A 21,447-nucleotide genomic window follows, 5' to 3' on the forward strand; every position below is an offset into this window, starting at 1 on the left:
TTTGCATGATGGTTATAGCAGACTGCCAAGCGCCGCGCCGCCAAACCGTGTCTTGCGTTGTTTAGCAATTCTCTCCCCTCTTAAGTTACGTGTTCAGCACCTATGTTCCGGGGGCCTTTCGCGCTGTTGGGTTTCCTCGTGCTTCTCACCAAGGTCTTTCGTGATTGGCTAGCCGCCGGGGGCTGATTTACGTACCTTTGCAGACTTATTCGCTTCGCTTTTGCATGGCTAAAAAATCAACGGCTACTTCTTCTGTTTCTTCTTCGGCTGCTGCCAAGCCCAAGTCTGCTCCCAAGGCAGAACGTGCGGCAAAAACGGCCAAGCCTAAAAAAACGGCCGCTGCCGTGGCCGATAACGCCACCGAGCAGGCCACGGCCGCTGTGCAGGCGGTGCCCCTGGCCGAGCAGGTAAACGAAACGGTAGTGGAAAACTACGTGGCCACCCGTGGGCAGCTAACGGGCCCCGCCGACCTGGAAGCCCCCTACATTGAGGTGTATGGGGCCCGGGAGCATAACCTTAAGAATGTTTCCGTTCAGATTCCGCGGGGGCGGCTGGTGGTGTTTACCGGCATTTCGGGCTCGGGTAAGTCGTCGTTGGCTTTCGATACGATTTACGCCGAGGGGCAGCGCCGCTACATGGAGACGTTTTCGGCCTATGCCCGCTCCTTTATGGGCGGCCTGGAGCGCCCCGACGTCGATAAGATTGAGGGCCTGTCGCCGGTGATTAGCATCGAGCAGAAAACGACCTCGCGCAACCCCCGCTCCACGGTGGGCACCATCACCGAGATTTACGACTTCCTGCGCCTGCTCTACGCCCGCACGGCCGAGGCCTTCAGCTACGCCACGGGCCAGAAGATGATCCGGCAGAGCGACGACCAGATCATTAACTACATCCTGAAGGAGTACGACGGCCGCAAGCTGGTGGTGCTGGCGCCGGTAGTGAAGGGCCGCAAAGGTCACTACCGGGAGCTGTTCCAGCAGGTAGCCAAGCTGGGCTTCACCAAAGTGCGCGTGGATGGCGAACTACTCGACATCACGCCCAAGATGCAGGTGGACCGCTATAAAATCCACGACATCGAAATCGTCATCGACCGGCTCGTGGTGAAAGAGGAAGACCGGTTCCGCCTTTCCGGCTCGGTGCAGAATGCGCTGACCCAAGGCAAAGGCACTATGCTGGTGCTCGATGCCGACAAGAAGAAAGACAACACCCAATTCTTTTCCCGGTTCCTGATGGACCCGGCCACCGGCATTGCCTACGACGACCCGGCGCCCAACACGTTCAGCTTTAACTCGCCCTACGGCGCCTGCCCTACCTGCAACGGCTTGGGCGAAGTGCAGGAAATAACCGAGGACTCGGTGATGCCCGACAAGAAGCTGAGCATCAGCCGCGGCGGCATTGCGCCCCTGGGCGAGTACCGCGACATCTGGATTTTCCAGCAGCTGGGCCTCATCGTGAAAAAGCACAAAGCCAGCCTGAGCACGCCCATCGAAAAGCTGCCTGCCGAGCTGGTGGAGCGCCTGCTACACGGGGTGCCCGAAGAAGAAGAAGCCGACCCCAAAAAGGCCAACTACGCCGAGCCCTTCGAGGGCATCATCCCGTTTCTGCGCCGCCAGATGGAGTCAGACTCGGAGAACATTCGGGAGTGGATTCAGCAGTACACCCAAGCCCAGGAGTGCCCTGAATGCCAGGGCTACCGCCTCAAAAAAGAGTCGTTGCACTTCAAGATTGCCAACCACCACATCGGGGAGCTGTCGGTGATGGACCTCAGCGACCTGGCGGCTTGGTTTGAGGGCCTGGAAGCCCGCCTCTCCGAGCGCCAGAACCTGATTGCGCGCGAGCTGCTGAAGGAAATCCGCAAGCGCATCGGCTTCCTGCTGGAAGTGGGCCTCGATTACCTGAACCTGCACCGCTCGGTGCGCACGCTCTCGGGCGGCGAAAGTCAGCGCATCCGGCTGGCTACGCAGATTGGTACCCAGCTGGTCGGTGTGCTCTACATCATGGACGAGCCCAGCATTGGCCTGCACCAGCGCGACAACGAGCGGCTGATCAAGGCTCTGCAGCACCTGCGCGACCTGGGTAACTCGGTGATTGTGGTGGAGCACGACAAGGATATGATCATGCACGCCGACCACGTGCTGGACATTGGCCCCGGCGCGGGCATTCACGGCGGGCAGATTGTGGCGGCTGGTACGCCCACGGAAATCTTCAGCAGCGGCTCCCTCACTTCCCAATACCTCAGCGGGCAAAAGCATATTGAGCTGCGCAAGAAAAAGCGCACGGGCGAAGGCAACGAGCTGGTACTGCGCGGGGCCAAAGGCCACAACCTCAAGAACGTGACGGCTAAGTTTCCCTTGGGCAAGCTCATTGCCGTCACGGGCGTGTCGGGCTCCGGCAAGTCGAGTCTGATTCACGATACGCTGTACCCCATCCTCAACCAGCACTTCTTCAACGCTAAGCGCGAGCCGCTGGCGTATGACAAGCTTGAGGGGCTGGAGTTCATCGACAAGGTTATTGAGGTAGACCAGTCGCCGATTGGGCGCACCCCGCGCTCCAACCCGGCCACGTACACCGGCGTGTTCACCGAAATCCGCCAGCTGTTTTCTTCGCTGCCCGAGGCCAAAATCCGCGGGTATGGGCCCGGCCGCTTCTCCTTCAACGTGAAGGGCGGGCGCTGTGAAACCTGCGAGGGCGCCGGCATGCGTACCATCGAAATGAACTTCCTGCCCGATGTGCACGTGCCCTGCGAAACCTGCAAAGGCCGCCGCTACAACCGCGAAACGCTGGAAGTGCGCTTCAAGGGCAAGAGCATTACCGACGTGCTGGACATGACGGTCGAAAAGGCCGTGGAGTTCTTTGAGTTTCAGCCCCGCATCCTGCGCAAGATTCAGACCCTAAACGAAGTGGGCCTGGGCTACCTTACCCTGGGCCAGCAGGCCACTACGCTGTCGGGCGGCGAAGCCCAGCGCGTGAAGCTGGCTACGGAGCTCAGCAAGAAGGACACCGGCAAGACATTCTACATCCTCGACGAGCCCACCACCGGCCTGCACTTCGAAGACATCAACCACCTCTCCGTCGTCCTGCACAAGCTCGCCGACAAGGGCAACACCGTCCTCATCATCGAGCACAACCTCGACCTCATTAAGGTGGCCGACCACCTGATTGACATCGGGCCGGAAGGTGGCGCGGGCGGCGGCACCATTGTAGCCCAGGGCACGCCGGAACAGGTTGCCAAGTCGGGGAAAGGTCATACCAGCCGCTTCCTGGCCGAGGAGTTGAAAATAAGTAAGTACGCTGAGGCATAACCACGGCTACAAACACAGAAAACCCGCCGGAGAGCTTCTCTCCGGCGGGTTTTCTTATTATCCAGCAGGCTGGCAGCTTACATGGCCGCGTGTTGCTTGAACATGTTCAGGTGGCTCTGTACTACGGGCGTTACCTTCTGAATAAAGCCCTGCAGGTCCGCATCCTTGGTCATCTGGGCGTGGGCCTGTAGTGTGTTGAAGGTCTTCTGGTGGTCGGCCAGCATCTGCTCCATATACTTTTTCTCGAAGTCCTTGCCCGAGAGCTTACGCATGTCGGCGGCTATGGTCTTGTGCTCGGCGTCCATGTCGGTGGGCAGGGTCACGTTTTTCTTCTGGGCAATGGGCTTCAGGTCGGCCGTCGACTTGGTGTGGTCCTTAATCATCATGTTGGCGTGGTCTTTCACCATGCCCGTTACGCCTTTTTCAAGGGCCAGCTTGCTGAGCTGAATTTCGTTCTGGTCGCTATGCGCCGCCGACTGCATAAACTCGGGGTCGGTGGAGTGGGGGGCCGTAGGGCCCGCAGCGGCAGCGCCAGCTGAGTCGGTATCGGCCGTCACGGTGGGGCCGGCATTGTTGTCGATAACGGTGGCATCGGCCTGGACGCCGCCGTCTTCTGCGGCTTTGTCCATATCACTCACGGCTTCACCGGCTGTTCCATCGGTGCGGTTGTTGGCGTCGCCGCAGCTGGTGTTCAGGGCTAGCAAGGCTACCAGGGGCAGCGTAGCAAACAGGGTCTTTTTCATGTTGGTTGTGTTGTGGTTGGAGGTAGAATAAAAGAGAAAGAGTAAGGCGCTAGGGTAGCTTTTCGGTCTGATCTGCCAGTTGCTTGGCCTGGGTAAGATGGTCGTTCAGCAGGGGGTAGTACTTAGCGGCAAAGCCGCGGATGTCCCCATCATAGGCATCTTCGCGCATGTCATCGAAGGCATCTTCCTGCTTTTCGTGCAGCTCGGTCAGCAACTCGGCATACTGCTTATCGAAGGCCGAGCCGGACGCGGCCGTCAGCTGCTGGTACTCTTCCTGCTGCTCACTGCCGAGGGCCTGGGGCACCGTAATGCTTTTTTGCTGGGCTACCGTCTGCAGGCTTTGCGTGACGGCTACGTGCTCTTTCAGGAGCTTGGCCGCGAAGTCGCGCACGGCCGGCACGGTGGCTTTCTGCTGGGCCAGACGGCTGGCCTCTGTGATAAGCTGGCCACGCACCGCCGCCGTTACCAGAAACTCGGCGTCCTGCTCCTGCTTGCGCGTCACGTCGGCCTCGCCAATGCGGCGTTCATTCTCGAAGCGGGCCGCCGCCACGGGGTCCTGCTGGCTGCTATTGGAGGAACATGCTCCCACCAAAGCCAGGCTGGCTAGGGCTACAAGCGCGTGGGCAGAACGGCGCGCTAGCATAGGTAGATGATACAACATGAGCTCCTATACGCGCTGGCCGGCTGGTTGTTATTTTGGAGCTTTGGCGGGAGGTAAGAAAATTCGGGCAGGGTGATTAAACCAAGCCGCCTAGTGTCATTCCAAAGGCCGAAAAAAGTTCCTCACTCCTAACCTTTTGTTTATGAAACTGCTTACCCTCCGCGCCGCTCGTTTCTCGGCCTTCGCCGCTGCCCTCCTCCTTACGGCCAGTTGCGCCAAAGACAGCGACCAGGCGGCGCCGCTGGAAAGTACCGTTTCGGCCGAAGACCACGGCGCCGCCGAAGAAAGCTCCGCCGATTTGTTGGACCTGGTTAATGCCGCGGCCCCGGAAACTGCCGCTAACGCCACCGGCACCGAGGCGGAAGCCGACGACCTGGCCCGCGTAGCCGGGGGCTGCCTTACCCGCACCTACGACCCCGCTACTCGCACCCTTACCCTCGACTTTGGCCCGGTAAACTGCGCCGGCCCCAACGGCCGCCTGCGCCGCGGAAAAATCGTGGCCGTGTTCAGCCCCCAGCTGCGCCAGGCAGGTGGCACCATCACGGTTACGCTGGTTGATTACTACGTAAACGACCGGCAGCACACTGGCACACGGCTGTACACCAATTTAGGCCAGGGCTCCTACTCCCTGGAGGTGCAGGGCGCCAGCATCATCACGCCGGAAGGCACCGCTCAGTGGACTTCGCAGCGCACGTATACCCGCACGGCTGGCTTCGGCACCCGCGCCCTGCGCGATGATGCCTACTCTGTTACCGGCACCGCCACGGGCACCAACCGGAAGGGCGTGAGTTACACGGCCACTATAGAGCAGCCCCTGATGAAATCATTTGCCGAAGGCTGCGCCCGTCACTTTGTGGCCGGCACCGTGCGCATCACCAACAGCAAGGGAAAGGAGCTGCTACTAAACTACGACCCGGCTGGTACTGCCACCTGCGACAACCAGGCCAGCGTAACCGTCAACGGCCAGACCCGCGTGATTACACTGCCCTAAGCACCATACCGCGTGCATTTACCCACAAAAAAGGCTCCCGCAGGAGCCTTTTTTGTTTGGTTGAAGCGTTAGGACTACTGGCCCTTGAAAGCGGGCTTGCGCTTTTCGGCAAACGCCCGCACCCCTTCCTGGTAGTCCTCCGATTCGCCGGCAATCTGCTGGCACAAAGCCTCGTAGTCCAGCATCTGATCCAGGGTAGCGGCTCCCGATTTATTCAGCATCTGCTTGATAAGGCCGATGGATTTGGTTGGGGCCGCGGCGTAGCGGGCAGCCAGGCCGTAGGCGGCTTCGTCCAGCTGGTCGGCCGGCACCACCTGGTTTACGAGGCCCAGGCGCAGGGCTTCATCGGCGGGAACTTTGGAGCCCAGGGCACAAAGCTCAAATGCCTTCAACGAGCCTACTAGTCGCGGCAGGAAGTAAGACGAGCCCGAATCCGGCACTAGGCCAATGTTAATGAATACCTCAATCAGGGAAGCTTCAGCCGAAGCGACAATGGCGTCGCAGGCCAGGGCCAGGGAGCAGCCGGCGCCGGCAGCCACGCCGTTGAGGCGGCAGATGATGGGCTTCGGCAGGGCCCGCATGGCCCGAATGATGGGGTTGTAGCGCTTGTGCAGCGAGTCGTAAAACGAGCGTTTTTCGCCGCTGGTCGCACTTTTCAAATCCTGACCCGAGCAGAAGGCCCGGCCGGCCCCGGTCAGCACCACCGCCCGCACGCGCGCATCGCGAGCCACTTGTTTAAGCGCATCCTGCAGCTCATAGCTCTGCGGGTCGTTGAAGGCGTTAAAGACGTCGGGGCGGTTTAGGGTGATGGTGGCCACGCCGTCGGGGCGGACGTCGTAGAGCAGGCAGGTATACGTGGGCAGGGTGTCGGGCATGGGTAGGAAAGAGTGTGGAGCCGGCAAAATACGCCGAATAGCTTAAACCCGCCGCTACTCCGTCGGCTGCTCGGCCCGCAGAATGGCCTCCGCCACCAGCAGGTCCTCCGGCGTCGTGATTTTCAGGTTGCGGTAGTCGCCCTCCACCAAGTAGATGGGATGTAGGTCTTCCACCACGCTGGCGTCGTCGGTGAAAGTCGTTAGCTCGGGCAGCTGGTAGGCGCGCTGGAGCAGCTCCAGGTCAAAGCACTGGGGCGTCTGGACCAGGCGCAGTCGGGCCCGGTTCAGGGCATAGGAACCCTGCTGGTTCAGGCCTCGCACCGAGTCTTTGGGCACTACGGCGGCCACGGCGGCTCCGTGGTTGTGGGCCGCCTGAAACGTAGCCTCAATAACCGAGCGGGGCGTGAGGGGGCGCACTCCATCGTGTACCGCTACCACGCCGGCCGGCTGCCCCGCCAGGTGGGCCAGCCCATTGCGCACCGAGGCCCAGCGGGTAGCTCCCCCGGCCACGATGGTGTGCGGAATCTGCACCTGGTGCTGGGCGCAGAGCTGGTGCCAGGTGGTAAACTGGTCCTGCGGCAGCACCAGCACGCACTGCTGGATGCCCAGGGCGTGCTCCGAGAAGCGCCGCAGGGTGTGCAGCAGCACCGGTTCTCCCAGCAAGTTCAGAAACTGCTTGGGCTGGCTGGCCCCCATGCGCGTACCGCTGCCGCCCGCCACCAGGATGGCATATCTCGGAGGCTTGGAATCTTGAGGTCTTGGGGTCTTGGGGTCGTTCATACCGGGGCGGGAAGACTGAAGGAAGGTTCGCGTAATGATAGGGCAATAAAAAACGCCGGATGCGCTAATGAAAGAGCATCCGGCGTAATCAGTAAGCCAAGTAAAACCTACAGCTAAGTCCCCTACTACAAAATTAGCATGGCGTCGCCGTAGCTGAAGAAGCGGTATTTCTCCTTGATGGCCAGCTTGTAGGCTTCAATGAGGAAGTCGTAGCCCGCGAAGGCGGCCGACATCATCATGAGCGTGCTTTCCGGCGTGTGGAAGTTGGTGAGCAGGCAGTTGGCAATCTTGAAATCATACGGAGGGAAGATAAACCGGTCGGTCCACCCTTCCGTGGGCTTCAGGCGCGCATTGGCCGACACCGACGACTCCATGGCACGCATAGAGGTGGTGCCGATGGCACAGACCCGCTTTTTGTTATCGAGGGCCCGGTTCACGATGGTGGCCGTACCGGCCGGCACCACAAAGTTCTCCGAGTCCATCTTGTGCTTGGTCAGGTCTTCCACGTCCACGGGCCGGAACGTGCCCAGGCCCACGTGCAGGGTTACCGGGGCCATGTCTACCCCCTTGATTTCAAGGCGCTTCATCACCTCGCGGGTGAAGTGCAGGCCAGCCGAAGGGGCCGCTACGGCGCCGGTGTTCTTGGCGTAGATGGTCTGGTACCGCTCCTTGTCGGCGGCTTCCGTATCCCGCAAAATGAACTCCTTGGGAATGGGCGTTTCGCCCAGGTCGTGCAGAGCCTTGTAGAACTCTTCGTCGGAGCCATCGAACAGGAACTTGATGGTACGGCCGCGGGACGTGGTGTTGTCGATTACCTCAGCTACCATATCCGACTCGCCGAAGTACAGCTTGTTGCCCACCCGGATTTTACGGGCGGGGTCTACGAGTACATCCCACAGGTGAATTTCCTTGTTAAGCTCCCGCAGCAGGAATACTTCAATTTGTGCCCCGGTCTTTTCCTTGTTGCCGTAGAGGCGGGCCGGAAAAACCTTGGTGTCATTCACGACCATCACGTCGCCATCCTCAAAATATTCAATGATATCTTTGAATACCCGGTGCTCGATTTTGCCCGTGCTGCGGTGGAGCACCATGAGGCGCGATTCGTCGCGGTTTTTGGTAGGATGCTGGGCCACGAGGGCCTCAGGCAGGTCAAACTTGAACTCGGACAGTTTCATGGGCCAAAAAGGGCAATAGGAGGGGAACCTAACGAAAAATTTGAGGGTGCGAAAGTACACACAATGGCTGGATAAATCGTTACTTTCCGCCCGAAAACGCTGAAATGGAGTAGGGGCAAAGCGGAGAAGTTATATTCTGTTGTCCAGCACCGCCCATTTCGTTCTGCACCCCCGCCACACGCCTGCTATGAAAACCATACGTCTGACATTTGAAAGTTTCCGGTTTGCTTGGCAAGCCCTTCGCGCCAACCTGCTGCGTACGGTGCTGTCGTTGCTGGGCGTCACGGTGGGCATCTTCGCCATCATTGCCGTGTTTGCCGTCGTCGATTCGCTGGAGGCCAACGTGCGGCAGAGCATGAGCTTTGTGGGCGACAAGGTGATTTACGTGCAGAAGTGGCCCTGGGCGTTTGGTGGCGACTACCCCTGGTGGAAGTACTTCAACCGGCCCAATCCGTCCGTTCAGGAGTTTCGGGAGCTGCAGCGGATGCTGTCGACGGAAAACCAGCGGGGCGTGGCCCTGTTTGCGGCCCGGGGTGGCAATACGCTCAAGGCCGGCAACAACAGCGTGGAAAGCATTGCCCTGCAGGGCGTCACCTTCGATTACCGTCTGGTGTCGGATGTGCCCGTGCAGGAAGGGCGCTACTTTACGGCGCAGGAAATGGATGCGGCGCGCAACGTGGCCGTGGTGGGGTACGATATTGCCCACAACCTGTACCCCAACGGCTCGGCCCTGGGCAAGGAGTTCCGCACCCACGGGCAGAAGTTCAACATCATTGGGGTGATGCAGAAGGAAGGCAAAAAGCTGCTGGACACGCCCAGCAACGACACCAACTGCCTGGTTCCGCTCTCAGCGTTTACGAAAATATTTGCCCTAAGCATCGGTAACTCGGGTGGGGCCCAGGCCACCATCGGCGTGAAAGGCGTTGACACCGACCCCGGCATGCTGAACCTGGAGTCGGAAATCCAGGGGGCTATGCGCACCATCCGGGGGCTGAAACCCCGCGAAGAAGACAACTTTGCCCTGAACCGCCCCGAAATGCTGGCCAATGCCATTTCCCAGCTGTTCTCCATCATCGGGGTGGCCGGGGCCGTTATCGGCTCGTTTGCCATCCTGGTGGGGGGCTTCGGCATTGCCAACATCATGTTCGTGTCGGTAAAGGAGCGCACCAACATCATCGGCATTCAGAAGTCCCTGGGGGCCAAGAATTACTTCGTACTGTTCCAGTTTCTGTTTGAGGCCATATTCCTGTGCCTGCTCGGCGGCGGCGCCGGTATTCTGCTGGTGTACCTCATCACGCTGATTCCGCAGGACGCCATGCCTATCTTCCTCTCGGCGGGCAACATCGCGCTGGGCCTTACCGTGTCGGTAGTAATCGGGGTGCTGGCGGGTATTATTCCGGCGGTGCTGGCCTCCAACCTCGACCCCGTTATTGCCATCCGCTCGAAGTAATTGGCTGGCCTGGTACGTGGCCGGGCCAGCGTAATAATTTGATGATTGTGCTAGCGTGATGTTAACAAACTGTTAACTTGCGGGTCGCTACTTTTGGTCGCCTTCCTTCCGTGAGGCGGCTTTTTTTTGCCTTTTTCTTTTTCCATTTACCGGGTGCCGGCCATTTCCCCCCTGCCGTTCCGAGCCGTTGGCCGGTGGCAGCCGGCACCTTATTTCCCCTTTGTAGCTCCTATGGCGAAGCTCAAAAAAACCAGCAGAACCAAAATAGCTGACCAGGTGCTGAATGCCGGCAGTGGCCAGACCATTGTGCAGCCCAACGTCAACGACAACAAGGTTAAAACCATCAGTGATATCCGGGAGCAAACCCATGGCAAGCGCACGGTGCAGGTCGACGACGAGCAGCGCATCCGAAAGGCGTTTGTTGATAAAGACTGGAATGAAATCAAGATTGCCGACTCCTGGCAGATCTTTAAAGTAATGGCCGAGTTCGTGGAAGGCTTCGAGAAGCTGACCAAGATCGGGCCCTGCGTATCTATTTTCGGCTCGGCCCGCACCAAGCCCGAAAACCCCTACTACCAGATGGCCGAAGAAATTGCGGCCAAGTTGGTGCGCCACGGTTACGGCGTGATTACGGGCGGTGGCCCCGGCATCATGGAAGCCGGCAACAAGGGGGCTCACTCCGAGGGTGGCAAGTCGGTGGGGCTCAACATTGAGCTGCCCTTCGAGCAGTTCAACAACATCTACATCGACCCCGACAAGATCATCAACTTCGACTACTTCTTCGTGCGCAAGGTGATGTTCATCAAGTACGCCCAGGGCTTTGTAGGCATGCCCGGCGGCTTCGGCACCCTCGACGAGCTGTTTGAAGCCATTACGCTCATTCAAACTAAGAAAATTGGTCGTTTCCCCATCGTGTTGGTGGGCTCGGCTTACTGGAATGGCCTATTTAAGTGGATTGAGGAAGTGATGCTGCACGAGGAGCACAACATCTCGCCCGAAGACATGGAGCTGGTGCAGATTGTGGACGATGCTGAGTCGGCCGTCAAAATCATCGACGACTTCTACAGCAAGTACCTGCTCTCGCCGAACTTCTAGGGTTGCTTTGGCTGCAGGCCATCTTGCTACACGTGGTATCCTCAACAGCCTAGCTAACGTCAAAAAGCCGCCTCCCAGGAAGCGGCTTTTTTGTTTACAACTGCTGAGACAGTTTGATATAAGAATTGTTAATCCTGCGGGCTGTATCATGCTGTCGTGTAGCTTCGCTCAACGAACTATCCCTGGAATCCGTGCAATCCAATAAAACAGAGCCAAGCCGTGAGTATGACTACCTCATTGTAGGTGGTGGGGCGGCGGGCCTGAGCCTGGCCTACCACATCAGCCAGGCCCCGGCCCTGGCCGATAAGCGCGTGCTGTTGCTCGAGCCGGAGGCCAAAAGCCAGAATGACCGGACCTGGTCGTTCTGGGCCGATGCGCCTACCTTGTTTGATGGAATTGTGGCGCACGACTGGGAACAGCTGGCGTTCCGCAGTCCGGGCTTCGAGCAGGTTTTTCCTCTGCAGAACTACCGCTATAAGATGATTCGGGGGCTGGATTTCTACCAGTTTGTGCAAGCGGCCTTAGCTGGCAATTCCCAGTTTACCCGCCTGCAGATTACCGTAGAGCACCTGGAAAACACGCCGGATGGGGCCCGGGCCACCACTGCCCTGGGCACATTCTCCGCCCGCTACGCCTTCGATAGTCGGCCTCCTAACCTAGCGCAGCAGAAACAACCAGAAAGGTACTGCTACCTGCTACAGCACTTTGTGGGCTGGGAAGTGGAAACGGAGCAAGACGTGTTCGACCCGGCAACAGTGGAGTTTATGGACTTTCGCGGCGAGCAGCACCAAGAGGCTCGGTTCATGTACGTGCTGCCGTTTAGTCCCCGCCGGGCCTTGGTGGAGTACACACTTTTTTCGGCCGCGCCGCTGCCCCAGACTGAATACGAAGCAGCCATTCGGACTTATCTACGCGATACGCTGGGCGTTACGGAATTCCGCATTGAGGCCGTAGAAATAGGGGCCATACCGATGACGGACCACCCGCTGCCGGCTCAGGATGGGCCGCACATCATCAACCTGGGTACGCGGGCGGGGCGGGCCAAACCCAGCACAGGGTATGCTTTTCAGCGCATTCAGGCACACTCGACGCGGTTAGTAGAGGGGCTTGTTGCTACGGGCCAGCCTCCGCACGACCCAACCGGCGACCAGTGGCAGTTTCATATGTTTGATACCTTGCTGCTCGACATCATGCAGCGGCAGGGCGAACGAACCAGTGCCATTTTCACGGAACTGTTTCAGCGCAACCCCGTCGAGCGGATTTTCCGGTTTCTGGATGAGCGCACGTCCGCCTGGGAAAATTTCCAGATCATGAATTCCGTGACGCCCTGGCCCTTTCTGCGCTCTATCTGGCACGTGGTGCGGGGCCGCCCGGGGCAAAGGTGAGATGTGTGAAGGTGAGTTGAGGGTAGAAGTCACTCCTTCACCCGTGTACCGCGAGGCTTTCTTCGCTTTCCAGAAACGCACGCTCCGCCTCCACCACAGCCGCCGATAACACCTGTAGTGTGGGCACGGGCCGTGAGAGGTTCAGCAGATAGCCGGGCAGTGAGGTAAGGTTATCCAGGTCGTGGGTGATGCAGAGGACGGTTTTCTGCTGTTCCGTAACCCAGCGGTGCAAGAGGGAGAATACCCGTCGCCGGTAGTACACGTCAAGCTGCTGGGTGGGCTCATCGAGCAGGTACACGTTGGCATCCTGCAAACTCAGCTGGGCCAGCCATACCAGCTGCTGCTCCCCGCCGGAGAGCAGGGTAAAGTCGCGGTGAGCGAGGTGGCCAGCACCCACGCCCGCCAGAGCTTCAGTTGCCAGCGCATAGTCGTGAGCGGAGTAGCCACCCAGGAAACGGTGGTGGCGGTAGCGCCCCATCACTACCAGCTCGCGCACCGCAATCGAAAAGCCCACCACATTGCGCTGGGGCAGGTGAGCCAGCAGCCCCGTAGCCGCCGGGCGCCGCAGGGTACGCAGGTCGTGGCCCGCCAGCTGCACCGTACCCTGGTACGGCAGCTGGCCGGTGAGCACGCGAAAGAGCGTGGTTTTGCCGCAGCCGTTGTGGCCGATAACGGCCACGAAGGCCGGCTCGGGCAGGCACAAAAAAAGGTTGCGGAGCAGAACACGCTGTTCATACCCCGCAACCAGATTGTCAATCTGTAGAACTGAGAGCTTAGACATCAGAACTGAGAATTAGGATAAAAGCACCTTCGACCAGATGGTCTAAGTTCTAAGCTCTGAGTTCTAGGCTCTTATTTCTAGTATTCGTCTTCGTTGAACATGAAGTCTTCTTTCGTCGGATAGTCGGGCCAGACTTCTTCAATATTCTCATACGGTTGGCCGTCGTCCTCCAGCGCCTGCAGGTTTTCTACCACTTCCATCGGGGCTCCCGAGCGGATAGAGTAGTCAATCAATTCGTCCTTGGTGGCGGGCCAGGGTGCGTCTTCCAGATATGAAGCCAGTTCCAGCGTCCAATACATAGTCGTGTGTGCTACAAAAAAAGGGTTGGCAAAAGAAGAAGTTCGTAAGCAGCTTCCTAACGGAAGGTAGGGGTTTTTGCTGCTTAACGACGACAACGTAAAATAACGTGCAAAGTTGGACTATGCAACCAAGCGCTGCCGCAACAGGTCAATTAACTCGGTCTTGGTGCGGATTTTTCGCTGGAAGGTGCGGATTTTCCCCTGCAACATCGTGCGGAAGGCGTCGTTGCCGGGGGCGTTGCTCAGCTTATCCAGGTTTTGCTCCAGCACTTCCTGCTCCTGCTTGTCCGACTTGATGAAGTCACGCAAAGCCTGGGCCCGCACATTGTACTGCTCTTCGGGCGTGCTCACATCAAGGCCGCTGGCTTGGCGCTTGCGCACGAAGTGCTCCAGGGCGCTGAGCTCAAACACTTTGTCGCAGGCGGCCAGGAACTGCTCCCACACGCGGTCCGACTCTTCGCCTCGCACGGGGCCCACCTGCTTCCAGGCGGCCTGCAGTTCCTTGGCCCGCGTCACGGCTTGGGACATGGGCTGGTCGAGCAAAGCGGTGGCTTCGGCTACCAGGGCCCGTTTGCGGGCCAGGTTGTCTTCGGCGCTGCCACTCACGGCCCCGGTGGTTTCGGGGCGACGGGTGTTGATGTGCACCTTTAGCCGCTCGAAGAAGTGGTTGTGGGCCGCCCGGAAGCGCGTCCACAGGTCGTTGGCCTGCTTGCGGGGTAGGGAGCCTTCCACTTCTTTCCACTCCTGTTGCAGCTGCTTGAGCTTGCGGGTAGTTTCCTCGAAGTCGTTGGAATTTTGCAGCGCCTCCGACTTATGAATCAGCTCCTTGTACTTGTCGTACACGCGGTTGACCATGGCCTTTTTCTCGGCCTGGAACTGCTTGCGGGCGGCAAAGAAAGAGTCGACGGCGGCTTGGAATCGGGTTTCCAGTTCCTCAGTGTGCTGCTTTTCTACTGGCCCGGTCTTGATCCAGATCTGGCGTAACTCCTTCACCTTCTCACTCGCCCCGGCCCAGTCCACGGTGTTTTTCAACTCGCCGGCTTCCTGAATCAGGTTGATCTTGGTGGCCAGGTTTTTTTCGCGGTTGCGGTTCACCGTCACCTTCACGCCTTCCTCAGCCTCGGTGAGGCGGCGGTGTAGGGTTTCAAAGTCACCGAGGGCATCGTAGCTGGCTACCTGCTCTTTCAGGTGCTGGGCCTTCATCAGGAAGGAGCCTTTGTTTTCGGCTTCTTCTATTTTCTGGAGCAGGTCTTCCACCTTGCCCCGAAACAATTCAAAGCGCTGTGCAAAGTAGACCAGCGAAGCGTCGGCCGACTCTTTTACCTGGCCTACGCGTCGGGCCGGGAGCTGCATAAAGGGGCGCAGCCACACTTCTTCGCCTTCAACGTAACCGTAGCGACGAGCTTCGGCCAACAGGTACTCTTGTGATTCCATAAATGGGATGAATAGCGCGCGAGCGTATAGGTGGGGGTTCAGGAGTTCAGGGCAAAAAGTACTACAAGTTTACGGCTTGCCACGCAAAGTCGGCGCGCAAACCTGGGAGAGGCTGGCCTGGGAAAGCCGCCGGGGCCTGCCTACCTTTGAGCTACCGGGCCCGCGGACCCGGTACGCCTCCTTCGAGTAGCGCCTGCCCCTGCTACGCGCCCGGCCCACCGGCGGTTATGCCCCCGGCAGCCGGCCGCTACTGGGAGAGACGCCTTTCAGCTATGTAACCGTTGCAACGACCCGCCGCAAGGTCCGCGCTTTTTGTTCTTCTTTCCCTATGTCCGACCAGCCCACCATCATTTTCTCCATGGCCGGGGTTACCAAGGTGTACCCGCCCCAGAAACAGGTTCTCAAAAACATCTACCTCTCGTTTTTCTACGGCGCCAAAATCGGGGTGCTCGGCCTCAACGGCTCGGGTAAGTCCTCGCTGCTCAAGATCATTGCCGGGGTAGATAAACAGATTCAGGGCGACGTGGTTTGGTCGCCGGGCTACTCGGTGGGCTACCTGGAGCAGGAGCCCCAGCTCGACGCCACCAAAACGGTGCTGGAAGTCGTGCAGGAAGGCACTGCCGAAACCGTGGCCCTGCTCAAGGAGTTCGACGAAATCAACGAGGCCTTCGGGGCCGAGGATGCCGACTTCGACAAGCTGCTGGAGCGCCAGGGCACCGTGCAGGAGCGCCTCGACCAACTCGACGCCTGGAACCTGGACAGCAAGCTGGAGCGCGCCATGGATGCCCTGCGCACCCCCGCCCCCGACGCCATCATCGGCAACCTCTCGGGTGGGGAAAAGCGCCGCGTGGCCCTCTGCCGCCTCCTGCTGCAGGAACCCGACGTGCTGCTGCTTGACGAACCCACCAACCACCTCGACGCCGAGAGCGTGCTGTGGCTGGAGCAGCACCTGCAGCAGTACAAGGGCACCGTTATAGCCGTTACCCACGACCGGTACTTCCTCGACAACGTGGCGGGCTGGATTCTGGAGCTGGACCGCGGCGAGGGTATTCCGTGGAAGGGCAACTACTCGTCCTGGCTGGAGCAGAAGGCTTCGCGCCTAGCCCAGGAAGAGAAGACGGAGAGCAAGCGCCAGAAAACCCTGCAGCGCGAGCTGGAGTGGGTGCGCATGGCGCCCAAGGCCCGTCAGGCGAAGAGCAAAGCCCGCCTCGCCGGCTACGACAAGATGGTGAACTCCGACGCCAAGGAGAAAGAGCAGAAGCTGGAGCTTTTCATCCCCGACGGCCCGCGCCTGGGTGCCCAGGTGATTGAGGCGGAAGGGCTGACCAAGGCATTTGGCGACAAGCTTTTGTTCGAGAACCTGTCGTTCAACCTGCCCCAGGGCGGCATCGTGGGCATTATCGGGCCGAACGGCGCCGGCAAAACCACGTTGTTTCGCCTCATCACCGGCCAGATGGAGCCCGACGCGGGCACCTTCGTGGTGGGCCCCACGGTGCAGACGGCCTACGTAGACCAGCAGCACGACACGCTGGAGCCCAACAAGTCGGTGTTCGAGACCATTTCCGGCGGCACCGAAACCATGCTGCTGGCCGGCCGCCAGGTAAACTCCCGGGCCTTTGTCAGCAACTTCAACTTCCGCGGCGGCGACCAGGAAAAGAAAGTCGGCTCGCTCTCGGGCGGTGAGCGGAACCGCGTGCACCTGGCCACCACCCTCAAGCAGGGCGCCAACCTGCTGCTGCTCGACGAACCCACCAACGACCTGGACGTGAATGCCATTCGGGCCCTGGAAGACGCGCTGGAGAACTTTGCCGGCTGCGCCGTTATCATCAGCCACGACCGGTGGTTCCTTGACCGCCTGGCCACCCACATCCTCGCCTTCGAAGGCGACTCGCAGGTCGTGTGGTTTGAGGGCAACTTCTCCGACTACGAGGAAGCCAAGAAGAAGCGCCTCGGCGACGTAGAGCCCAAGCGCGTGCGGTACCGGAGTTTGGGGTAACAGCGGGAGTTATAGTAAAAATATTAAAAGCCTCGGTCGCGGGAAGCGCGGCCGAGGCTTTTTAGAAATTGGATTTAGACCAGCACATTTAGGCTGGGCAAGCTGCTTGGATTCCCGCTTTAATTAATAAGGCGACGAACCCAATTAAAATTCCGATGGCGATACCCGGTAAGCCGCCCGCGCCAAAAGCAGGAATTAACCCCACCAGGACAGCTTTAATGACATCTTTGATTTCGGCATCCTCTATAGAAGTTACTACCTCACAGAATACACGTTTGATGAGCTTCTTGAATTTTTTAAATCTAAAGCGCAGCCAGTTGGGCCAATTGGGCGCAAGGAAGGCTTTTTCCTGAGCAAAAGTGAGGCTCAAGGGAGAGTTGTCCATACCATCGCCGAAAAGCTGCGCCGCCTCCGGAGAATTTAGATAAGCTTGTACATCGGGGTTGAACGCCTCACGATCAATGAAGTTTTCAATCGAGAAAGTATCCCGCTGGGCCAAAGACAAGGCCTCATTTTGGATGTAGAAAGCTAGTTCGTCACTAACTTCCTGTGTGCTGGTGATGTAGGGCATAAATAGTTAGAGATGGAGTGGTCCTACTCGTATGGCTTTTCGGTTACGCCCCTTTTTTGGTAAGTGGAGCTAGGTATCCACTGAAATATGCAAGCCTAGTCGACCCGACGGACTAGGTTAGTCCGTCGGGTCGACTAGGCTTAGGCAACCGTGAGCGTATCCCCGAGGCTACCGGTTTTCATGTCGGTGCTGTTCTTGGCCCGGTTGCGCACCTCCACCCGGTAAGTGCCGACCGCCAGGGTAGCCGGAACCAGAAAGAGCTGCTCACCTGGCATATTCGTTAGCACCCGCGCTACCTTGGTAGCGGTACCGTTGCTGGCTACCAGGAAAACGCCCTGCTGGGCGTCCTTTGCATCGAATTTGAGCCGCTCGCCGGTGAGACGGGCGGTGCCGCCTTTGGTGAGCTTTTCGTTGCGGGTGTCGGAGGTGAAGTCTTCCAGGTCTTCGAGCAGGGGCAGGGTAGAGTCGGCGCGAACCTGTTCCACTGTTAGGCCTTGCTCGGCCCGGCGGAGGCGAGTGCCGGGGGCTAGGCGCACCCTCAACTGGTGGCGAGTGGGGTCGAATTGGTCTTGAGCGCCGTCGAAAGTGCCGGTCATAGTCAGGCTTACCACAAACAGGTCGGAAAGAAACCGGTTGCCGGCCTGCACTTCCGCTACTACGGCTTGGCTTAGCTCTTCCCAGAAGGCCAGGGCTTCGGCGGCCGTTACGGTAGAGCCGGGTCGGGCAATCTTCTGCACTACTTCTTCAATGGTGACGGTGGTATTGTGCTGCACACGGCCCCGGTAATCATCGGGGTCGGTGGTGAGTTTGTTTTCGATAAGGGCGTAGCGGATGGGCATAGCAAGAGAGAATAAACAGTTGAGCTATAGGGCAAAGCTGCCGATTCTGAGGACGCCGCGCATCAGTGCCAGCACTGAATTTTCATGCGTTAGGATAGCCTACGCTACTTCCTGAAAGCTTGCACCGGCGCTTGGGTCAGGGCGTCACCCAGCCCTGGCGTACGGCTTGCACCGCGAGGCCTACCAGGGTGCGCACGCCAGCTTTCTGCAGCAGGGCCCGGCGGTGGCTTTCCACGGTGCGCACGCTTAGGCACAGCTTATCGGCTATTTCTTGGTTGCTGAAGTCGCCTACCACGAGGCGCAGTACTTCTACCTCGCGCCGACTAAATGGGATGGACAGGTGGGAGGTAGGCGGCAGGGCTACGCCAGGCATTGTGCCCCCGGCCGCGCCACTGAGCAAAGCGCTAATAGTGGCTACCGCGGCGGCCGGGTCGGCGCTCTGGCGCAGCAGGGCGTGGGCCCCGGCTTGGAGCAGCTGCTGGCGGAGCAGAGGTGCTAGGCGTGGGCCCGTGAGGACCAAAACGAGCTGACTACCGCGGATAGTGTGCAGCTGGCGGAGCAGGGGCACGGCCGGCCCGCAAAAGGTACTATCCAGCACCACCAGCCCAAAGGCTTGCTGCCGGAGCAGCGCCTGCAGCTGCCCGGCATCGGCCGTGACGGTACAGGCCAGAGCAGGCCATTGCGTTTGCAGGGTAGTCAGGAGCCCCTGTCGGTGCAGGGAAGGGGGCGCCGCTACCAGCACGGTAGGAGGTCCCATAATGGATAGGGCCATACAGACGAAGTGAAATAAACCACACGTGGATAGCGGCCGCCCAAGAGCGGTCCGGTACTGCTGGCAATAGGTAGTAATAGGAAGGCGCGGTTCGTAACAGGCAGCGCCAGAGCGGAATAATCGAATGTAGCGGTTTCAGCTCCCGCTGTCAATACCTGGAAGTGGGTATATTAAGAAAATAAAGTATTTGCCGGTGCACCCTGCCGGCACCAGGTCAGCGGTGGGCCGACAGGGGCGGCTGGCGCAAGCCGGTAGTGCTGGTAAGGGGGCTCAACTCCTGCCACAGGCGGCTTTCTTCCTCGGCCGCGGAAGCCAGGATTTCCCGGGCCTCCGCCAGCAGCCGCTCCCCGGGCTGCATTTCCTTGCGGTGCAGCAGGACGGCCAGCACCACCAGGGAAGCAACCGGCAGCAGACAGCCCAGAACAAACCACAGCCAGAACGAGCGGCCGTAGCTGCAGGCGCAGTAGCCGGTTACGAGGGGTATCAGCAGGAAAAGGCTAAGGGCCGCCAGCAGCAGATCAACAAACATGGCTAAGATAGGATAGGAAGTGAAGGGACACCAAGGAAAGGGCGTCGGGCTTGGTTAGTGACTGGCGGTTGCTGCCTCGGTTGACAGGGTGGCTTGCGGAGTGTCTTTGGGGAGCTGCCGGTACGTGGGGCCATTATCGACGGTGTACTTGAGCACGGACTTGACCTCGGCCATGTTGATGACGGGGAAGAACTTGGCAAACAGCAGGAACAAGGTGAAGAACAGGCCCAGCGTGCCCACGTAGATGCCGATGTCAATCCAGCTCGGGGAGAACATGGCCCAGGACGAGGGCAGGTAGTCGCGGTGCAGGGACGTAACGATAATCACGAACCGCTCGAACCACATGCCGATGTTGACGATGATGGACAAGATGAAGGTGGCCGGAATCGAGTAGCGGATGCGCCGGATCCAGACCAGCTGCGGGGTAATCACGTTGCAGGTCATCATGGACCAGTAGGCCCACCAGTAGGGACCCGTGGCCCGGTTGATGAAGGCGTACTGCTCGAACTCCACCTGCGAGTACCAGGCAATGAAGAACTCGGTGATGTAGGCCACGCCCACAATCGAGCCGGTAATCATCATGATCTTGTTCATCAGGGCAATGTGCTCGAGGGTGATGTAGTCCTCCAGCTTGAACACCACCCGGGTGATGAGCATCAGGGTGAGCACCATGGCAAAGCCCGAGAAGATAGCCCCGGCCACGAAGTAGGGCGGGAAGATGGTCGTGTGCCAGCCCGGTACAACCGAGGTGGCAAAGTCCATCGATACGATGGTGTGCACGGAGAGTACCAGCGGGGTAGACACGCCAGCCAGGATCAAGGACACCGTTTCATAGCGGGACCAGTGCTTGGCTGAGCCTTTCCAGCCCATGCTCAGCAGCGAGTACGCCACTTTGGCAATGGGGCCTTTAGCACGGTCGCGGATGGTGGCAAAGTCCGGCACCAGGCCCGTGTACCAGAACACGAGCGAGACGGTGAAATAGGTGCTGATGGCAAACACGTCCCACAGCAGCGGGGAGTTGAAGTTGGTCCAGAGCGAGCCAAAGGTGTTCTGGAGGGGAAACACCCAAAACATCAGCCAGGGCCGGCCAAGGTGCAACACCGGATACATGGCCGCGCAGATTACGGCGAAGATGGTCATGGCCTCGGCGGCGCGGTTGATGGAGGTACGCCACTTCTGACGGAAGAGCAGCAGCACGGCCGAGATAAGCGTGCCGGCGTGGCCGATGCCCACCCACCACACGAAGTTGGTGATGTCCCAGGCCCAGCCCACCGTTTTGTTCAGCCCCCACTCCCCGATGCCGTACCACAGTGTCCGGTAAACTGAGTAGAAGAAGATGCCCAGCAGCAGCAGGGCGGCCGTGAGAGCCAAGGCCCAGCGGCGGTTGGGTTTGGCCTCCACGTGGCGGCTCACGTCCTCAGTAACGTCGTGGTAGGTTTTGCCTCCCGTAACCAAGGGCAGGCGAACGGGCGATACGTGCTGCATAACACAAGCGAATTGGTATGCCGCAAAGCACGCTCCCGCTCACCCCCAAATCCTTGATTGTACGCAAGGTTTACAACCCCTCCAACGCCTTGGCGCCTTGTTAGCGTATAGCTGTCGAGGCCACTGTAGAGTATGCACAGTAAATAAAAAGACCGTCATTCTGAGCGGAGTCGAAGCATCTCTAGCGCTTCGTTGCAAGGCCAATTAGTTAGCCAGAGGTAGAGATGCTTCGGCTCCGCTCAGCATGACGGTTACTTTGGCAATGTCAGTTCGCGAGGTGCTTC

The 21,447-nt window shown here is 59.3% G+C and carries 19 protein-coding genes; 6 read left to right on the forward strand and 13 right to left on the reverse strand.

Annotated elements, in window-relative coordinates; all coding sequences use genetic code 11:
- The first annotated feature begins 224 nt into the window (after positions 1-224).
- Entirely contained in the window at positions 225-3,302 is a 3,078-nt protein-coding gene (gene uvrA / locus HER32_RS10780; protein WP_232066230.1) for an excinuclease ABC subunit UvrA, read from the forward strand.
- 77 nt (positions 3,303-3,379) lie between these two features.
- On the opposite strand, the gene HER32_RS10785 is transcribed toward uvrA, so the two are convergent.
- Entirely contained in the window at positions 3,380-4,045 is a 666-nt protein-coding gene (locus HER32_RS10785) for a DUF4142 domain-containing protein (protein WP_149070198.1), read from the reverse strand.
- Between the two features lie 49 nt (positions 4,046-4,094).
- Positions 4,095-4,688, reverse strand: a complete 594-nt coding sequence (locus HER32_RS10790) for a DUF4142 domain-containing protein (RefSeq protein ID WP_168681878.1) — start codon at positions 4,686-4,688, stop codon at positions 4,095-4,097.
- A gap of 160 nt (positions 4,689-4,848) precedes the next feature.
- Between HER32_RS10790 and HER32_RS10795 the strand changes: the two genes are divergently transcribed.
- A complete protein-coding gene (locus HER32_RS10795; RefSeq protein WP_168681879.1) occupies positions 4,849-5,697 on the forward strand; it encodes a hypothetical protein in 849 nt (282 codons plus the stop codon).
- A 74-nt stretch (positions 5,698-5,771) separates the two neighbouring features.
- Here HER32_RS10795 and HER32_RS10800 read toward each other — a convergent pair whose 3' ends face one another.
- From HER32_RS10800 to queA, 3 genes are all read right to left on the reverse strand, one after another.
- Complete coding sequence (locus tag HER32_RS10800; RefSeq protein WP_168681880.1) at positions 5,772-6,572, reverse strand: enoyl-CoA hydratase-related protein; 801 nt, start codon at positions 6,570-6,572, stop codon at positions 5,772-5,774.
- 54 nt (positions 6,573-6,626) lie between these two features.
- Positions 6,627-7,352: a 2-C-methyl-D-erythritol 4-phosphate cytidylyltransferase gene (locus HER32_RS10805; protein WP_168681881.1), complete on the reverse strand. Its 726-nt coding sequence runs from the start codon at positions 7,350-7,352 to the stop codon at positions 6,627-6,629.
- A 125-nt stretch (positions 7,353-7,477) separates the two neighbouring features.
- A complete protein-coding gene (gene queA / locus HER32_RS10810; protein ID WP_149070193.1) occupies positions 7,478-8,527 on the reverse strand; it encodes a tRNA preQ1(34) S-adenosylmethionine ribosyltransferase-isomerase QueA in 1,050 nt (349 codons plus the stop codon).
- Between the two features lie 187 nt (positions 8,528-8,714).
- Here queA and HER32_RS10815 point away from each other — a divergent pair, with 187 nt between their 5' ends.
- The 3 genes from HER32_RS10815 to HER32_RS10825 all read left to right on the forward strand — a co-directional run bounded on the left by HER32_RS10815 (position 8,715) and on the right by HER32_RS10825 (position 12,457).
- The gene (locus HER32_RS10815) at positions 8,715-9,977 is read left to right on the forward strand and encodes an ABC transporter permease (RefSeq protein ID WP_149070192.1); all 1,263 of its coding nucleotides are present in this window, start codon (positions 8,715-8,717) and stop codon (positions 9,975-9,977) included.
- Between the two features lie 231 nt (positions 9,978-10,208).
- Positions 10,209-11,072: a TIGR00730 family Rossman fold protein gene (locus HER32_RS10820; RefSeq protein ID WP_149070191.1), complete on the forward strand. Its 864-nt coding sequence runs from the start codon at positions 10,209-10,211 to the stop codon at positions 11,070-11,072.
- 191 nt (positions 11,073-11,263) lie between these two features.
- Entirely contained in the window at positions 11,264-12,457 is a 1,194-nt protein-coding gene (locus tag HER32_RS10825) for a lycopene cyclase family protein (RefSeq protein ID WP_168681882.1), read from the forward strand.
- Positions 12,458-12,494: 37 nt separating this feature from the next.
- On the opposite strand, the gene HER32_RS10830 is transcribed toward HER32_RS10825, so the two are convergent.
- From HER32_RS10830 to HER32_RS10840, 3 genes are all read right to left on the reverse strand, one after another.
- Complete coding sequence (locus HER32_RS10830) at positions 12,495-13,238, reverse strand: ABC transporter ATP-binding protein (protein WP_168681883.1); 744 nt, start codon at positions 13,236-13,238, stop codon at positions 12,495-12,497.
- A gap of 77 nt (positions 13,239-13,315) precedes the next feature.
- Positions 13,316-13,537 (reverse strand): DUF2795 domain-containing protein, encoded by a 222-nt coding sequence (locus HER32_RS10835; protein ID WP_019948259.1) that lies wholly within the window; start codon positions 13,535-13,537, stop codon positions 13,316-13,318.
- A gap of 120 nt (positions 13,538-13,657) precedes the next feature.
- Complete coding sequence (locus HER32_RS10840; protein ID WP_168681884.1) at positions 13,658-14,971, reverse strand: DUF349 domain-containing protein; 1,314 nt, start codon at positions 14,969-14,971, stop codon at positions 13,658-13,660.
- A 328-nt stretch (positions 14,972-15,299) separates the two neighbouring features.
- Here HER32_RS10840 and ettA point away from each other — a divergent pair, with 328 nt between their 5' ends.
- The gene (gene ettA / locus HER32_RS10845; protein WP_168681885.1) at positions 15,300-16,967 is read left to right on the forward strand and encodes an energy-dependent translational throttle protein EttA; all 1,668 of its coding nucleotides are present in this window, start codon (positions 15,300-15,302) and stop codon (positions 16,965-16,967) included.
- 88 nt (positions 16,968-17,055) lie between these two features.
- Here the strand turns inward: ettA and HER32_RS10850 are convergent, their stop codons facing one another.
- The 5 genes from HER32_RS10850 to nrfD form a co-directional block, all read right to left on the reverse strand.
- Positions 17,056-17,538 (reverse strand): hypothetical protein, encoded by a 483-nt coding sequence (locus HER32_RS10850; RefSeq protein WP_168681886.1) that lies wholly within the window; start codon positions 17,536-17,538, stop codon positions 17,056-17,058.
- A gap of 140 nt (positions 17,539-17,678) precedes the next feature.
- Positions 17,679-18,377, reverse strand: coding sequence for a DNA-binding domain-containing protein (locus HER32_RS10855; RefSeq protein WP_168681887.1), 699 nt, complete (start codon positions 18,375-18,377; stop codon positions 17,679-17,681).
- 136 nt (positions 18,378-18,513) lie between these two features.
- Positions 18,514-19,149 (reverse strand): response regulator transcription factor, encoded by a 636-nt coding sequence (locus HER32_RS20230; RefSeq protein WP_168681888.1) that lies wholly within the window; start codon positions 19,147-19,149, stop codon positions 18,514-18,516.
- A gap of 214 nt (positions 19,150-19,363) precedes the next feature.
- Positions 19,364-19,678 carry a hypothetical protein gene (locus tag HER32_RS10865; protein WP_168681889.1) on the reverse strand — a complete coding sequence of 105 codons (315 nt, stop codon included), beginning with the start codon at positions 19,676-19,678 and terminating at the stop codon, positions 19,364-19,366.
- Positions 19,679-19,732: 54 nt separating this feature from the next.
- Positions 19,733-21,163 carry an NrfD/PsrC family molybdoenzyme membrane anchor subunit gene (gene nrfD / locus HER32_RS10870; protein ID WP_168681890.1) on the reverse strand — a complete coding sequence of 477 codons (1,431 nt, stop codon included), beginning with the start codon at positions 21,161-21,163 and terminating at the stop codon, positions 19,733-19,735.
- Positions 21,164-21,447 lie beyond the last annotated feature (284 nt).

The organism is Hymenobacter sp. BT18, assembly GCF_012273015.1.
Lineage (GTDB): Bacteria > Bacteroidota > Bacteroidia > Cytophagales > Hymenobacteraceae > Hymenobacter > Hymenobacter lutimineralis.

Bases quoted from the DNA above. Each gene is read 5' to 3' on its own strand.
- uvrA (WP_232066230.1), top strand. From the start codon at position 225: ATGGCTAAAAAATCAACGGCTACTTCTTCTGTTTCTTCTTCGGCTGCT.
- HER32_RS10785 (WP_149070198.1), bottom strand. From the start codon at position 4,045: ATGAAAAAGACCCTGTTTGCTACGCTGCCCCTGGTAGCCTTGCTAGCC.
- HER32_RS10790 (WP_168681878.1), bottom strand. From the start codon at position 4,688: ATGCTAGCGCGCCGTTCTGCCCACGCGCTTGTAGCCCTAGCCAGCCTG.
- HER32_RS10795 (WP_168681879.1), top strand. From the start codon at position 4,849: ATGAAACTGCTTACCCTCCGCGCCGCTCGTTTCTCGGCCTTCGCCGCT.
- HER32_RS10800 (WP_168681880.1), bottom strand. From the start codon at position 6,572: ATGCCCGACACCCTGCCCACGTATACCTGCCTGCTCTACGACGTCCGC.
- HER32_RS10805 (WP_168681881.1), bottom strand. From the start codon at position 7,352: ATGAACGACCCCAAGACCCCAAGACCTCAAGATTCCAAGCCTCCGAGA.
- queA (WP_149070193.1), bottom strand. From the start codon at position 8,527: ATGAAACTGTCCGAGTTCAAGTTTGACCTGCCTGAGGCCCTCGTGGCC.
- HER32_RS10815 (WP_149070192.1), top strand. From the start codon at position 8,715: ATGAAAACCATACGTCTGACATTTGAAAGTTTCCGGTTTGCTTGGCAA.
- HER32_RS10820 (WP_149070191.1), top strand. From the start codon at position 10,209: ATGGCGAAGCTCAAAAAAACCAGCAGAACCAAAATAGCTGACCAGGTG.
- HER32_RS10830 (WP_168681883.1), bottom strand. From the start codon at position 13,238: ATGTCTAAGCTCTCAGTTCTACAGATTGACAATCTGGTTGCGGGGTAT.
- HER32_RS10835 (WP_019948259.1), bottom strand. From the start codon at position 13,537: ATGTATTGGACGCTGGAACTGGCTTCATATCTGGAAGACGCACCCTGG.
- HER32_RS10840 (WP_168681884.1), bottom strand. From the start codon at position 14,971: ATGGAATCACAAGAGTACCTGTTGGCCGAAGCTCGTCGCTACGGTTAC.
- ettA (WP_168681885.1), top strand. From the start codon at position 15,300: ATGTCCGACCAGCCCACCATCATTTTCTCCATGGCCGGGGTTACCAAG.
- HER32_RS10850 (WP_168681886.1), bottom strand. From the start codon at position 17,538: ATGCCCTACATCACCAGCACACAGGAAGTTAGTGACGAACTAGCTTTC.
- HER32_RS10855 (WP_168681887.1), bottom strand. From the start codon at position 18,377: ATGCCCATCCGCTACGCCCTTATCGAAAACAAACTCACCACCGACCCC.
- HER32_RS20230 (WP_168681888.1), bottom strand. From the start codon at position 19,149: ATGGCCCTATCCATTATGGGACCTCCTACCGTGCTGGTAGCGGCGCCC.
- HER32_RS10865 (WP_168681889.1), bottom strand. From the start codon at position 19,678: ATGTTTGTTGATCTGCTGCTGGCGGCCCTTAGCCTTTTCCTGCTGATA.
- nrfD (WP_168681890.1), bottom strand. From the start codon at position 21,163: ATGCAGCACGTATCGCCCGTTCGCCTGCCCTTGGTTACGGGAGGCAAA.